A 14818-nucleotide genomic window follows, 5' to 3' on the forward strand; every position below is an offset into this window, starting at 1 on the left:
TGCTTTGTCTGTTGTTATCGAAGGCAGGCGATCAGCGGATCAGAAAATCAATACGTAGGTCTTGCGCACGGTCTCCTGGATATCCCAGGTGCCGAGGCTGTTGGCCGGTAGCATCAGAGCGTCTCCGGCTTCTATGACAAGGGGCTCGCCACCGTCGGGGGTGAAGGTGCAGCGCCCCTTGATGAAATGGCAGAACTCCTGCTGCACGATCTGCCGCCGCCAGCGGCCCGGGGTGCACTCCCAGATGCCGGTCTCGACACCATCGCTGCGCTCGACGCAGGTGACCGAGGTGACCGCGACCGGCTCGCCGAGGGGGACGGCGACCGGGTTGGAACTGTCCAGGATGACGCTGTCGGTGTGCTTGAACTGGGTGATGCTCATGACCGGTGGATCCTGTGGATGATGAAGGGAAGTCAGTGCATGAAGTCTTCCATGAAGTCGGCCAACCCGCTGGCCAGGCGCCGCCGCCAGGGGGCGCTGGCCGGGTTGGCGAGGGTCCGGTCCTCGTGGACGAAGCTCTGGATGATCGCGTTGTAGCCCAGCCAGCGGCAGGGCTCGGGTGGCCAGCTGGCCAGGCTCGACAAGGGGCGGTTGTCGTGCACCCAGGGCTGGGCGGTGAGTGCGTTGTGCTGGCCGAGGATCAGCGCGGCCAGGGTGCGACCGCCCAGGTTGGTGGCGCCGACACCTTCGCCGCCATAGCCACCGGACAGGGCGATGCCGCGCTGGCGGTCGCACAGCATGTGCGGGCGGAAGCGTCGGGCCATGCCCAGGTTGCCGCCCCAGGAGTGGGTGATGCGCACATGCTTGAGCTGTGGGAACAGTTCACCGAACAGGTAGCGGCGCAGCTCGATTTCGTTGTCGGTGAGGGTGAATTCCTCGCGCAGGCGGCCACCGAAGCGGTAGCCGCCGCGGGCGCCGAACACCAGGCGGTTGTCGGCGCTGCGCTGGCCATAGGTGACCTGGCGGCTGCTTTCGCTGAAGGCCTGGCCCTGGCTCAGGCCGATCTGTTCCCAGGTCGCCTCCGGCAACGGCTCGGTGGCCACCAGCAGGCTCTGCACGGGCAGCTGGTGACGCCCGAGCGGTGGCAGGCTGGCGGCGTAGCCTTCCACGGCAGGCACCACCCAATGGCTGCGGATGCGTGCCAGCGGGGTGCGTACTTCGCCGGTCTGCCAGTCGATGGCCGGGGTGTTCTCGTAGATCGGCACGCCCATGGCCTCGACCGTACGCGCCAGACCGCGGACCAGTTTGGCCGGCTGGATCGTGGCGACATGCGGGCTGTAGATGGCGCCGTAGGGGTTGCTTATCTTCAGCTGGGCGTCCAGCTGTTCGGGGCGCAGCCAGCGGTAGTCGTCTTCGTTCATGCCCTGGCGGTAGAGGTCGTCGAGCCAGGCGCGCAGGCTGCGCTCTTGTTCCGGATACCGGGCGGCGCAGTAGAGTACGCCGCCCTTGCGGTAGTCGCAGTCAATACCCTCGCGCTGGAGCACGTCGTGGACTTCGTCGGGGATGCCATGCAGCAGGTCGATACTTTCACGACGCTGTTGTGGCGAGAGGGTGGCGAGCAGGCGGTCCTCGCCCAGCAGGTTGCCCATCAACCAGCCGCCGTTGCGCCCCGAGGCGCCGAAGCCTGCGATATTGGCCTCGATCACGGCGATATTGAGCTGGGGTGCCTGGCGCTTCAGGTAGTAGGCGGTCCACAGGCCGGTGTAGCCGGCGCCAATGATGCACACGTCGATGTCCAGATCGGTGCGCAGGGCCGGACGCGCACACAGCGGCTCGTCGAGCTGGTCCATCCACAGGCTGATCGTGCGCAGGGGTTGCATCGGGGCGGGCTCCACATCCGGTAAAGGTCTGTGGGCGATCCTAGTGAAGCGTGGGGAGGGCTGTCTTACGTGCGTGCACGCAGGGAAATTTGCTTGAGATAGGCCTTGGGCGAGAGTCCGGTGTGCTCGCGAAAGCACTTGTAGAAGGCCGACAGCGAGTTGAAACCGGCATTGAACGCCAGTTCGTCGATGGGGGTGCGTACGCTGCCGTCGCCGAGGCTGGCCATCAGGTGCTGCAGGCGGGCCTGGTTGACGTAGCGGTAGAAGCTCTGGCCGAGTACCTGGTTGAGCAGGTAGGAGATCTGGTTGCGGCTGTAGCCGCTTTCATCGGCGACCTGTTGCAGGTCCAGCTCCGGGTCGAGGTAGGGGCGCTGGCCCTGGAAATAGTGTTCCAGGTCCTGGGCCATGGTCGACAGTTGGCGTGGTGACAGGCCCAGCCTGCTGGTGGCTGGGCGTGGCCCGCCCGGATGGCTGGCGCTGCTTCCCTGGCGGACCAGGGTGGCGTACTCGTTGACCCGCCAGATCAGCCCGTCCTTGACCGTGATCGCCTCACTGGACTGGAACGCCGCCAGCCCGTCGCCACCTTGAACCGTGACCTGGTACTGGATGAACGCCGTGCAACCGTCGACGCGGATGCGGTCGCTGTGGACGATGTCCTCGCCGGCCTCATGGGGCAGGCAGGCGCGCACGTAGTCGCGCAAGTCGTCGTAGCCGAGCACGCGGTTCTGGAAGAAATCGTGGTACTGGATGTCAGGGTGGTAGAGCGCCATCACCCCGTCGAGGTCGCGATGCTTCCAGCACAGGTGGTAGCGCATGACGGTGTCGGCGGTGAGCGGGGTTTGCCCGGGGCCGTCGGGGAGAGGCGTGGCGGTCATGGGCCTGATAGTGCATTGCAGAAAACCCAGGCGCAAGGGCGTGGATCCGGCATTTTGCACGGCTTCGCCAAGTGGTTACCGGCTAAGGCTTTGATTCTTATGTATGTAATTTTTTGATACAGCTGGCATGTCCGCTGCATTTCTTTGTTTCAACACCGAACGAGGAGAGTAGCCATGCGCTCGATACTGCTGTGGATGATTGGGGTGCCGATTCCGGTGATCATCCTGATCTGGTTCTTCATGCATTGAGATCCTGGGGCCGCTGCGCGGCCCTTTCGCGGCACAAGGCCGCTCCTACAGGGCAACGCGATCCCCTGTAGGAGCGGCCTTGTGCCGCGAAAGGGCTGCGAAGCAGCCCCAGCTTTCTAAAGCCTAAAGAAATTGCTCGGCGTAGTGGCAAGCCACCTGCCGCGTACTCACCTGGCGCAACGCCGGCACTTCCTTGGCGCAGCGCTCGGTGGCATGCGGGCAGCGTTTGTGGAATGCGCAACCATCCGGCGGATTCAACGGGTTGGGCAGCTCGCCGGCAATGCGGATCTTCGGCTTCAGCGGATCCGGGTGGATCGCCGGGGTCGCCGACAACAGCGCTTGCGTGTAAGGGTGCAACGGCTTCTCGTAGATATCCTCCTTCGGCCCCATCTCCGCCGGCCGCCCCAGGTACATCACCAGCACATGGTCCGCCACGTGGCGCACCACCGCCAGGTTGTGGGAGATGAACACGTAGGCGGTGTTGAACTCTTTCTGCAGGTCCATGAACAGGTTCAGCACCTGGGCCTGGATCGACACGTCGAGGGCGGAAGTCGGTTCGTCCGCCACCAGTACCTTCGGTTGCAGCATCATCGCCCGGGCCAGGGCGATACGCTGGCGCTGACCACCGGAGAACATGTGCGGATAGCGCTGGTAGTGCTCGGGGCGCAGGCCCACCTGCTCCATCATCTTCTGCACTTTCTCGCGGCGCTCGGCTTTGCTCAGCGAGGTGTTGATCAGCAGCGGTTCGGCAAGCTGGTCACCGATCTTCTGCCGCGGGTTGAGTGAGGCGTAGGGGCTCTGGAACACCATCTGCACGTCGCGGCGCAGTTGCTTGCGCTGGTCCTTGCTGGCGCCCTTGACCTCGTGGCCGGCGATCTGCAGCGAGCCGGAGGAGGGTTCCTCGATCAGGGTCAGGGCCCGGGCCAGGGTGGACTTGCCGCAGCCGGACTCGCCGACCACGGCCAGGGTCTTGCCGGCTTCCAGTTCGAACGACACGCCATTGAGCGCGCGTACCAGCGCATGGCCCTTGAACAGGCCGCGGGAGACTTCGTAGTGGCGGGTCAGCTCACGGGCGGATAGAACGACGGTCATCACGCCACCTCCTGGTTCAGCGGATAGAAGCAACGCACCAGGCTGTGGGCCTGGGGATCGAGGGCCGGGCGCTGACGACGGCAATTTTCCTGCACGTACGGGCAGCGTGGCGACAGCAGGCAGCCTTGCGGGCGGTCATAACGCCCGGGGACGATGCCGGGCAGGGTGGCCAGGCGCTCGGCGCCGATGCTGTGCTCGGGGATGGCCGCCAGCAGCGCTTCGCTGTACGGGTGGGCGGGGATGTCGAACAGCTCGGGCACCTGGCCCACCTCGACGGCCTGGCCCGCGTACATCACGCACACACGCTTGGCGGTTTCGGCGACCACGGCCAGGTCGTGGGTGATGAGAATCAGCGCCATGTTGCGCTCTTTCTGCAGGTTGACCAGCAGCTCCATGATCTGCGCCTGGATGGTCACATCGAGGGCGGTGGTCGGTTCGTCGGCGATCAGCAGTTTCGGTTCGCCGGCGATGGCCATGGCGATCGCCACCCGTTGGCTCATGCCACCGGACAGCTGGTGCGGGTAGGCGTCCAGGCGGCTTTCGGCGGCCGGGATCTCGACTTTCTTCAGCAGCTCCAGGGCGCGCTGGCGTGCGGCCTTGCCCTTGAGGCCCAGGTGCTGGCGCAACACTTCCTCGATCTGGTAGCCCACGGTGTAGCTGGGGTTGAGCGCGGTCATCGGGTCCTGGAAGACCATGGCGATGTCCTTGCCCACCACCTTGCGCCGCTGGCGGCCGCTGAGCTTGAGCATGTCGATGCCGTCGAAGTTGAGCACATCGGCGGTGATGCGCCCGGGCGCGTCGATCAGGCCCATCAGGGCCATCATGGTGACTGACTTGCCGGAGCCGGACTCGCCGACGATGGCGAGGATCTCACCGGCTTCCACGGCCAGGTCGAGGCCGTCCACGACGGGGATGGCATTGGTGTCGCCGAAGCGCACGTTCAGGTTGTTGATCTGCAACAGTGACATGGCGTTCTCCTCAGGCGGCGTTCTTGAGTTTCGGGTCCAGCGCGTCGCGCAGGCCGTCGCCCATCAGGTTGATTGCCAGCACACTGAGCAAGATGGTCAGGCCGGGCAGGCTCACCACCCACCAGGCGCGCTCGATGTAGTCGCGGGCCGAGGCCAGCATCGTGCCCCACTCGGGGGTTGGCGGCTGCACGCCCAACCCCAGGAAGCCCAGGGCAGCGGCGTCGAGAATGGCCGAGGAGAAGCTCAGCGTGGCCTGCACGATCAGCGGTGCCATGCAGTTGGGCAGCACGGTGACGAACATCAGGCGCGGCAGGCCGGCACCGGCCAGGCGCGCGGCGGTAACGTAGTCACGGTTCAGCTCGCCCATCACGGCGGCGCGGGTCAGGCGCACATACGACGGCAGCGAGACGATGGCGATGGCGATCACGGTGTTGATCAGGCCAGGGCCGAGGATGGCGACGATGGCCACGGCCAGCAGCAGCGAGGGCAGGGCCAGCATCACGTCCATCAGGCGCATGATCGAAGGGCCGAGCAGGCGCGGGAAGAAGCCGGCGAACAGGCCGAGCAGGATCCCCGGGATCAGCGACATCACCACCGACGACAAGCCGATCAGCAGCGACAGGCGCGCGCCCTGGATCAGCCGCGAGAGCAGGTCGCGGCCCAGTTCGTCGGTACCCAGGATGAACTGCCAGGTGCCGCCTTCGAGCCACACCGGCGGGGTGAGCAGGAAGTCGCGGTATTGCTCGCTGGGGTTGTGCGGCGCCACCCAGGGAGCGAACAGGGCGCAGAACACCACCAGGATCATGAAGGCCAGGCCGGCCACCGCGCCTTTGTTGCGCGAGAAGGCCTGCCAGAATTCTTTGTAGGGCGAGGGATAGAGCAAGCTTTGGTCGACCGCGCTGGACGGGGTCACGGATTTCGGAATCGGGCTAGTCATGACGGGAGCCTCAGCGCTGATGACGGATGCGTGGGTTGACCAGGCCGTAGAGGATGTCCACGACGAAGTTGACCAGGATCACCAGGCAGGCGATCAACAGGATGCCGTTCTGGACCACGGGGTAGTCACGGGCGCCGATGGCTTCGATCAGCCATTTGCCGATGCCCGGCCAGGAGAAGATGGTTTCGGTGAGCACGGCACCGGCCAGCAGCGTGCCAACCTGCAGGCCGAACACGGTCAGCACCGGGATCAGCGCGTTGCGCAGGCCGTGGATGAACACCACGCGCGACGGCGACAGGCCTTTGGCGCGGGCGGTGCGGATGTAGTCCTCGCGCAGCACTTCGAGCATCGACGAGCGGGTCATGCGGGCGATCACCGCCAACGGGATGGTGCCCAGCACGATGGCCGGCAGGATCAGGTGCATCACCGCATCCTTGAACGCGCCCTCTTCGTCACTGAGCAGGGTGTCGATGAGCATGAAGCCGGTCTTGGGCTCGATGTCGTAGAGCAGGTCGATGCGCCCTGACACCGGCGTCCAGCCGAGGCTCACGGAGAAGAACATGATCAGGATCAGGCCCCACCAGAAGATCGGCATCGAATAGCCGGCCAGCGAGATGCCCATCACCCCATGGTCGAACAGCGAGCCGCGCTTGAGCGCGGCGATCACCCCGGCCAGCAGGCCGATGACGCCGGCGAACAGCAGGGCGGCCATGGCCAGCTCCAACGTTGCCGGGAACAGGGTGAGGAATTCGTTCCATACGCTCTCACGGGTGCGCAGGGATTCGCCCAGGTCGCCCTGGGCGAGCTTGCCGACGTAGTCCAGGTACTGGGCCGGCAGCGGCTTGTTCAGGCCCAGGCGCTCCATGGCCTGGGCGTGCATTTCGGGGTCGACCCGGCGTTCGCCCATCATCACTTCGACGGGGTCGCCGGGGATCAGGCGTATGAGCGCGAAGGTCAGCAGGGTGATACCGAAGAAGGTCGGGATCAGCAGACCCAGGCGTCGGGCAATAAAACTCAACATTGTCAGGGGTACCTCATCAGCCGGAACGGCGGTGCCGCCGGAGCCCCTTGCAGAGGGTCCGGCGGCTGTTGTTGTTCTACTTCACCTTGGTGGTGGCGAAGTTGTTGTTGGTCAGTGGGTTGATCACATAGCCTTCGACGTTCTCGCGCATGGCGGTGAACATTTTCGGGTGGGCCATGCTGATCCAGGGCTGTTCTTCATCGTACACCGCCAACGCCTCGTTATAGAGCTTGGCGCGCTCATCGTTGTCGATCACTTCGCGGGCCCGGGTGATCAGGTCCTGGAACTTCTGGTTGCACCAGCGTGCGTAGTTCTCGCCGCTCTTGACGGCGTCGCAGCTGAGCATGGGTGTGAGGAAGTTGTCCGGGTCGCCGTTGTCGCCGGCCCAGCCCGCCGAGACCAGGTCGGCTTCGCCTTTCTTGGCGCGGCGCAGCATTTCGGCCCATTCCATCACGCGGATGTCGAGCTTGATGCCGATCTTGGCCAGGTCGGACTGGAGCATTTCCGCGGACAGGCGCGGGTTGGGGTTGGTCGGGCCACCGCCGTTGCGGGTGAACAGGGTGATCACCGTGCCTTCAGGTACGCCGGCTTGCTTGAGCAGCTCGCGGGCCTTGTCCAGGTCGTGGGGCGGGTTCTTGTTGTCGGTGTTGTAGCCGATCATGGTCGGTGGGTACGGGTTGACGCCGGGCAGCGCGTTGCCCTTGCCGAACAGCTGGTCGACGTGGGTCTGGCGGTCAAAGGCCATGTTGATCGCCTTGCGCACGCGCACATCGCTCAGGTACTTGTGCTGGGTGTTCATCGAGATGTAGCCGGTGACCAGCGCCTCGATCTCGGCGACCTTGAGTTTCGGGTCGGTCTTGATGCCCGGCACGTCGTCAGGCTTGGGGTACAGGGCGACCTGGCATTCGTTGGCGCGCAGTTTCTGCAGGCGCACATTGCTGTCGGTGGCGATGGCGAAGATCAGCGCATCGGCCGGTGGCTTGCCGCGGAAGTAGTCCGGGTTGGCCTTGTAGCGAACCTGGGCATCCTTGTTGTAGCGCTGGAAGATGAACGGGCCGGTGCCGATTGGTTTGCTGTTGAGGTCGGCGGTCTTGCCGGCCTTGAGCAGCTGGTCACCGTACTCGGCGGAGTAGATCGAGGTGAAGGCCATGGCCATGTCGCGCAGGAACGGCGCTTCGGGGCGGGTGAGGGTGATCACCACGGTGTGATCGTCGGTTTTTTCCACCGACTTGAGCAGGTCCTTGAAGGCCATGCTCTCGAAATAGGGGAAGCCGATGCTGGTCTTGTCATGCCATGGGTGGTCGGGCCGCAGCTGGCGGTTCAGGCTCCACAGCACGTCGTCGGCGTTGAAGTCGCGGGTCGGGGTGAAGTAGTCGGTGGTGTGGAACTTGACACCTTCACGCAGGTGGAAGGTGTAGACCAGCCCGTCGGGGCTGACGTCCCAGCTCTTGGCCAGGGCCGGCTGGATCTCGGTGGTACCGGGCTTGAAGTCGACCAGGCGATTGAAGATGGCCTCGGCGGTGGCGTCGGCGGTGACGGCGGTGGTGTACTGGACGATGTCGAAGCCCTCGGGGCTCGCCTCGGTGCACACCACCAGCGGCTTGGCCGCCAGACTCGACGCCGCGCCCAGGATGACCGCTGCCAGGGCAGCGCGTAGCGGTAGCGATTTCATGGAACCTCCCTGCAGTCAATGTTCCAGCGTAGCCGCCACGGCCCGTTGTCAATCGGGCCGTGGCGCCAACGGTCAGAGGATGTTGAACGGAATGGTGGTGACCAGGCGGAACTCGTCCAGGCTGCCATCGCCCTGGGCCTTGCTGGCGCGGTGGGCGGTGTAGGTGGCGCGAATGGCGGTATCCTTCAGCGGGCCGCTCTGTATCGCGTAGCTGGTGCCGAAGCCCCACTCGTAGTGGGTTTCGCCGTCCAGGCCTTTGACGTCGTACATCGTGCCCTTGTAGTGGGTGCCATCGATGCCCCAGCCGCGGGCGTTGTACAGGTTGAACTTGAGGCCTGGCACACCGTACGGCGCCATGTTCAGCACGTAGCTGATCTGCAGGGATTTCTCGTTCGGGCCGTTGAAGTCCGACAGCAGGGAGTTGGCCAGGTAGATGCCGTTGGTTTCATGCAGGTAGTCGAAGTACTCGTTGCCGTTGACCTGCTGCCAGGAGGCGCTGAGCGTGTGGGCCTGGTGGGTCAGGCCGAACGACAGGCTGTAGGTGTCGTTGTCGATCTCGCCCATCTTCTTGCTGCCTTCGTCCACGGTCTTGTAGTAGTTCAGACCGGTGGTCAGGCTCAGCACCGCGCTGTCGCCCAGCACATGGTTGGCGCCGACGTAGTACTGGTTCCAGAAGTCCTCGACCTGGGTGGCGTAGAAGCTGGTGGTCAGGCTCTTGAGCGGCTGGTAGTTGACGCCGACGGTGCTGGCGCGGTCGGTTTCCACGCGCTTGTTCGTGTATTCGCTGCGGAACTTGCTCAGGCTCTGTTCGGTACGCGGCGAGACGCGGTCGAAGGTACCCAGGTCGAACGACAGGTTGTCGAACTCGGCGCTGTGCAGGAACGCACCCTGGAAGCTCGAGGGCAGGGCACGGTTGCCGATGTAGGCGATCATGGGCGTGTCGACCGACTGGCGACCGACGGTCAGGGTGGTGTTGGAGACGCGCGCCTTGACGTTGCCCAGGCCCATCTTGCTCCACTGGCCGATGACATCGCCGTCGCTGTGGGTGAGCGTGCGGTTGTTGGGGCCGGCCACGGCGGCGCGGCCGCGCTCGAGGGCGATGGCGTTGTAGGCGGCGGCCTCGACGGCGAAGCCCACGGTGCCTTCGGTGAAGCCCGAGCTGTAGTTGAGGATGGTGCCCTGCACCCAGTTGTTACGGCTGTGGGTGTCGTGTTGGGTGCCGTCGCCCTTGTAGTACTTCCACAGCGGCGCGCGGGTGGCGCGTTCGTGGGCATACCAGTTGCGGGTGCTGCCGGACAGGCTCTGGCCATCGATGAAGCCTTTGCTCTCGGCCTGCTCGCTGCTCGACTTGAGCGTGACCGGAACGAAGTCCTGGCTGGCGGGTTCGGCCAGGGCCAGGGCGCTGAAGGCACCAACGGACAAGGCTAATGCGGTGAGTGTGAAACGTCTCAAGATTAAAGCTCCCTTTATATTTTTTTAGTTATCACCCAGGCCTTGTGGGCCGGGCCTGCTGCGGTGCTGCGGTACTGCAATGTTTGCCTTGGGGTCACCAGGCAAATCCGGGCTGCACGCGGGCGCGGGAGTGGGTCTCACTCCTGGCCGCGCAGTGCAGGGTCAATCGATGCTGACGCCGGAAAATACGTTGCGTCCGAAGGGGCTGACCTTGAAATCTTTCACGCCGATGCTCAGTGGCTGGTTGACCGTGGAATGGGCCACCGGGGTGATCGGCACCTGTTGCTTGAGGCGTTGCTGGGCCTGCTGGTAGAGGGCGGTGCGCTGTTCACGGTCGGTGACCTGCTTGGCCTTGTTGACCAGCGCGTCGTACTGCGGGTCGCACCACAGCGAATAGTTGTTGCTGCCGATGGCGCCGCAGCTGTAAAGGGTGCCCAGCCAGTTGTCCGGGTCACCGTTGTCGCCGGTCCAGCCGATCAGGGCGATGTCGTGTTCGCCGTTTTTCATGCGCTTGAGGTACTCGCCCCACTCGTAGCTGACGATGCGGACCTTGAAGCCGAGCTTGCTCCAGTCCGATTGCAGCATCTCGGCCATGAGCTTGGCGTTGGGGTTGTAGGGGCGCTGTACCGGCATGGCCCACAGGGTGATCTCGGTGCCTTCCTTGACCCCGGCCTGCTTGAGCAGCTGTTTGGCTTTTTCCGGATCGTACTTGGCATCCTTGAGCGAGGAGTCGTAGGACCACTGCGTGGGGGGCATGGCATTGACCGCTGGTTGGCCGGCGTCCTGGTAGACCGCCTGGATGATCGCCTGCTTGTTCACCGCCATGTCCATGGCCTGGCGCACTTCGACGCGGTCGAACGGTGGGTGCTGGGTGTTGTAGGCGATGTAGCCGAGGTTGAAGCCCGGTTGTGTCATCACCTGCAGCTTGTCATCCTGCTTGAGCGCGGGCAGGTCGGCCGGGCGTGGGTGCAGGGTGATCTGGCACTCGTTGCGGCGCAGCTTCTGGATGCGCACCGAAGGGTCGACGTTGATGGAGAACACCAGGTTGTCGATTTTCACCAGGTCGGGGGCCCAGTAGTCCTTGTTGCCCTTGTAGCGGATCTGCGAGTCCTTTTGATAGCGCTGGAACACGAACGGGCCGGTGCCGATCGGTTTCTGGTTGATATCGCTGGCCTTGCCGCTGGCCAGCAGGTGCTCGGCGTACTCGGCGGAAAGGATCGAGGCGAAGGCCATGGCGATGTTCTGCAGGAACGCGGCGTCGACCTTGTTCAGGGTGAAGACCACGGTCAGCGGGGCGGTCTTCTCGACCTTGGCGATGTTCTTGTCCAGCCCCATGCTGATGAAGTAGGGGAACTCGGTGGGGTAGGCCTTGCGGAAGGGCTGGTCCTTGTCGAGCATGCGGTTGAAGGTGAACAGCACGTCGTCGGCGTTGAAGTCGCGGGTGGGCTTGAAGTCCTTGTTGGCGTGGAACTTCACACCCGGGCGCAGGTGGAAGGTGTACTTCAGGCCATCGTCCGAAATCTGCCAATCGGTGGCCAGGCCTGGCTGAACGGCAGTGCCGCCACGTTCGAACTCGACGAGGCGGTTGTAGATCGGTTCGGCGGCGTCGTTGTCGGTGGCCGCGGTGTACTGGGCGGTGTCGAAACCGGCCGGGCTGCCCTCTGAGCAGAACACCAGGTTGTTGGCCGCAACGAGCGGCGCCTGGCTCAGCAGGCCGAGGGCGAGCAGGGGGGAACTCAGTGCAGTGAGGCGCATGGCAGATCCTTTGTCCGTGTATTTCGGCCGCGACAGGCAAAACGCGGCTGCAGCATCCCGGTCCTGACGATAGAAGCGCCAGAATGCGGGAACCAGAGTCAGATACTGATAAGTGAGTGGGAGCTTTCCGGTGAGCGCCAGGGAATTGCCCTACGTATCACCCGGTCGTGTCGCCGCCCTGCCGAAAACGCCGGCAGGACGGCCACGGCCGTTAGTTGTCCACACTTACCCCGTAGAAGGAGTTCAGGCCGAAGGGGCTGATCTTGAAGTCCTTCACTTTCGTGCTCATGGGCTGATACACGGTGGAGTGGGCGATCGGGGTGATCGGCACCTGCTCCTTGAGGATGTGCTGCGCCTGCTTGTACAGCTCGGTGCGCTTGGCCTGGTCAGGGGTGGCCTTGGCTTGCTTGATCAGGTCGTCGTACGGCTTGTAGCACCACTTGGAGAAGTTGTTGCCGTCCATTGCGTCGCAGCCGTAGAGGGTGCCCAGCCAGTTGTCCGGGTCACCATTGTCGCCGCTCCAGCCGATCAGCATGGCGCCCTGCTCGCCGCCTTTGGAGCGCTTGATGTACTCGCCCCACTCGTAGCTGACGATCTTGGCCTTGATGCCGACCTTGGCCCAGTCCGATTGCAGCATCTCGGCCATCAGCTTGGCATTGGGGTTGTACGGGCGCTGCACCGGCATGGCCCACAGGGTGATCTCGGTGCCTTCCTTGATGCCGGCTTCCTTGAGCAGCTGTTTGGCTTTCTCAGGGTCGTACTTGGCGTCCTTGATCGTGGTGTCGTAGGACCATTGAGTGGGTGGCATGGCGTTGACCGCCAGCTGGCCGGCGCCTTGATAGACCGACTCGATGATCTGCGGCTTGTTCACCGCCATGTCCAGCGCTTCGCGCACCTTGAGTTGCGACAGCGGGTTGGGCTCGTTGCTGCCCTTGACCTTGTCCATCACGTTGTAGGCGATGTAGCCGAGGTTGAAGCCGGCCTGGTCAGGCATCTTCAGCTTAGGATCTTCTTTCAGCGGCTTGATGTCGGCAGGGCGCGGGAACAGGGTGACCTGGCACTCGTTCTTCTTGAGTTTCTGCATGCGCACCGAGGCGTCGGTGCTGATGGCGAAGATCAGGTTGTCGATCTTCACGTCCTCGGGCTTCCAGTAGTCCTTGTTGCCCTTGTAGCGGATCTGCGCGTCCTTCTGGTACTTGCTGAACACGAACGGGCCGGTGCCGATGGGCTTCTGGTTGATATCGGCGGCCTTGCCTTCCTTGAGCAACTGGTCGGCGTATTCGGCGGACTGGATGGAGGCGAAGCTCATGGCGAGGTTCTGGATGAACGCGGCGTCCACTTCGTTGAGGGCGAAACGCACGGTGTGGTCATCGACCTTCTCGACCTTGGCGATGTTCTTGTCCATGCCCATGTCGGTGAAGTAAGGGAACTCGGTGGGGTAGGCCTTGCGGAAGGGGTGGTTCTTGTCGAGCATGCGGTTGAAGGTGAACAGCACGTCGTCGGCGTTGAACTCACGGGTGGGCTTGAAGTACTCGGTGGTGTGGAACTTCACGCCGTCGCGCAGGTGGAAGGTGTAGGTCTTGCCGTCGTCGGACACTTCCCACTTGGTGGCCAGGCCCGGGATCACCGCGGTACCGCCGCGCTCGAATTGCGTCAGGCGGTTGAAAATGGTTTCGGCGGAGGCGTCAAAGTCGGTCCCAGTGGTGTACTGGCCAGGGTCGAAACCGGCCGGGCTGCCTTCTGAGCAGAACACCAGGTTGGTCGCGGCGAGGGCGGACGGAGCGCCGGCTAGCAAGCCTGCACTGACCAGGAACGGGAGGACTGCGTGTTTGAGCATGGTGGCCTCATTGTTGTCATTTTTCGAATTGAGGCGGCCTCGTGAGCCGACCTGCGGATACTTATGCAGGGGCCATTCCCAATGCAACACTCAGCAGGATGGTTGGCGGCAAAAATGTGGGACGGACGTACATGGATGTCGCATCCATATAACTTTGGCGAATGTTGATCGTTTGCGTGGTCGTTTTGAGCGAAAATTTCAAGATGTTTCGCGGCAAAAGTGACAAGCAGATGCACCCGATTGGGGCGTAGGAAAGGGCTGAAACTATTGTCCGAGACGGTCTTGTCCGCCTCGGACATCCAACTGGAGGGGTCAGGGCACCTGGACTTCGATCAGGCCATCGGCACTCATGCTGACTTCACTGGTGCCGGCTTCGATATCGGGGGCTGGCGCGGCTTCATCGGCGGCGCCCTTGGCCATCATCGCCATCGGTGCATTGCGCAGGTACGGGCGCGGGTAGCCGCTGCTGTTCAGGTTCAGGCTGACCACCTTGTAGCCTTTGCCACCCAGCGCCTCGGTGGCCAGCTGGGCGCGTGCCTTGAATGCCGCGACGGCATCCTTGAGCAGCTCGTCTTCATTGCTCTTGCGGGTGGCGGGGGCGATGGAGAAATCCATGCCGCCCATCTTCAGGTCCTGCAGCAGATCGCCGGTCAGCTTGGACAGGGCCGGGAAGTCGGCGCTCTCCAGGCGCAGCTCGGCGCGCTCGCGCCAGCCGGTGATCTTCTGGCCCTTGGTGTCGTAGATCGGGTAGCTGTTGCGGCTGCCCTGGCTGATCTTCACCTCCTTGACCTGGCGTGCCTGCTGTACCGCCTTGTTCATGGTCTCGGTGATCTCCTTGGCCAGCTTGCCCGGATCACTGTTTTGCGATTCGCTGTACAGCGTCACCACCATCAGGTCGCGTGCCACTTCCTTGCTGACTTCGGCGCGCAGCGAGACCTGGTTGTAGCGTGGCTCGTCGGCCGCCAGGGCAGGCAAGCTGGCAAGCATGCCGCAGGACAGGGCGAAGACTTTGCTGCGACGGGAAATGTGCATGTGGAACTCCTTGGCAATATATAAAGCGCGGAACGATCTTCATCCCACGCATGGCCGATCAGACCGGAGTGAGTGTAGTGGGTTCAAAAGTGCCATCATGATTCTGTG

General features: G+C 63.7%; 12 protein-coding genes. All 12 read right to left on the reverse strand.

Annotation, left to right across the window (positions count from 1 at the left end):
* Positions 1–39: 39 nt before the first annotated feature.
* The 12 genes from JYG34_RS04920 to JYG34_RS04975 all read right to left on the reverse strand — a co-directional run bounded on the left by JYG34_RS04920 (position 40) and on the right by JYG34_RS04975 (position 14710).
* Positions 40–381 (reverse strand): cupin domain-containing protein, encoded by a 342-nt coding sequence (locus JYG34_RS04920; RefSeq protein WP_213659714.1) that lies wholly within the window; start codon positions 379–381, stop codon positions 40–42.
* Between the two features lie 32 nt (positions 382–413).
* Positions 414–1820 carry an NAD(P)/FAD-dependent oxidoreductase gene (locus JYG34_RS04925; RefSeq protein ID WP_213659715.1) on the reverse strand — a complete coding sequence of 469 codons (1407 nt, stop codon included), beginning with the start codon at positions 1818–1820 and terminating at the stop codon, positions 414–416.
* Between the two features lie 65 nt (positions 1821–1885).
* On the reverse strand, positions 1886–2695 hold the full coding sequence (locus JYG34_RS04930) for a helix-turn-helix domain-containing protein (protein WP_213659716.1): 810 nt from the start codon (positions 2693–2695) through the stop codon (positions 1886–1888).
* A 372-nt stretch (positions 2696–3067) separates the two neighbouring features.
* Positions 3068–4036: a peptide ABC transporter ATP-binding protein gene (locus JYG34_RS04935; RefSeq protein WP_213659717.1), complete on the reverse strand. Its 969-nt coding sequence runs from the start codon at positions 4034–4036 to the stop codon at positions 3068–3070.
* On the reverse strand, positions 4036–5004 hold the full coding sequence (locus JYG34_RS04940; protein WP_213659718.1) for an ABC transporter ATP-binding protein: 969 nt from the start codon (positions 5002–5004) through the stop codon (positions 4036–4038). Before JYG34_RS04940 ends, JYG34_RS04935 begins: the two co-directional genes overlap by 1 nt.
* A gap of 10 nt (positions 5005–5014) precedes the next feature.
* Positions 5015–5941 carry an ABC transporter permease subunit gene (locus JYG34_RS04945; protein ID WP_011532378.1) on the reverse strand — a complete coding sequence of 309 codons (927 nt, stop codon included), beginning with the start codon at positions 5939–5941 and terminating at the stop codon, positions 5015–5017.
* 10 nt (positions 5942–5951) lie between these two features.
* A complete protein-coding gene (locus JYG34_RS04950) occupies positions 5952–6962 on the reverse strand; it encodes an ABC transporter permease subunit (protein WP_011532379.1) in 1011 nt (336 codons plus the stop codon).
* 76 nt (positions 6963–7038) lie between these two features.
* On the reverse strand, positions 7039–8634 hold the full coding sequence (locus tag JYG34_RS04955) for an ABC transporter substrate-binding protein (protein WP_213659719.1): 1596 nt from the start codon (positions 8632–8634) through the stop codon (positions 7039–7041).
* A gap of 72 nt (positions 8635–8706) precedes the next feature.
* Complete coding sequence (locus JYG34_RS04960; protein WP_213659720.1) at positions 8707–10086, reverse strand: OprD family porin; 1380 nt, start codon at positions 10084–10086, stop codon at positions 8707–8709.
* 162 nt (positions 10087–10248) lie between these two features.
* Positions 10249–11841, reverse strand: a complete 1593-nt coding sequence (locus tag JYG34_RS04965; RefSeq protein WP_213659721.1) for an ABC transporter substrate-binding protein — start codon at positions 11839–11841, stop codon at positions 10249–10251.
* Between the two features lie 211 nt (positions 11842–12052).
* Positions 12053–13678 (reverse strand): ABC transporter substrate-binding protein, encoded by a 1626-nt coding sequence (locus tag JYG34_RS04970; RefSeq protein ID WP_213659722.1) that lies wholly within the window; start codon positions 13676–13678, stop codon positions 12053–12055.
* 312 nt (positions 13679–13990) lie between these two features.
* Positions 13991–14710, reverse strand: a complete 720-nt coding sequence (locus JYG34_RS04975) for an SIMPL domain-containing protein (RefSeq protein ID WP_213659723.1) — start codon at positions 14708–14710, stop codon at positions 13991–13993.
* Positions 14711–14818: the final 108 nt, after the last annotated feature.

Source organism: Pseudomonas entomophila (assembly GCF_018417595.1).
Classification (GTDB): Bacteria; Pseudomonadota; Gammaproteobacteria; order Pseudomonadales; family Pseudomonadaceae; genus Aquipseudomonas; species Aquipseudomonas entomophila_C.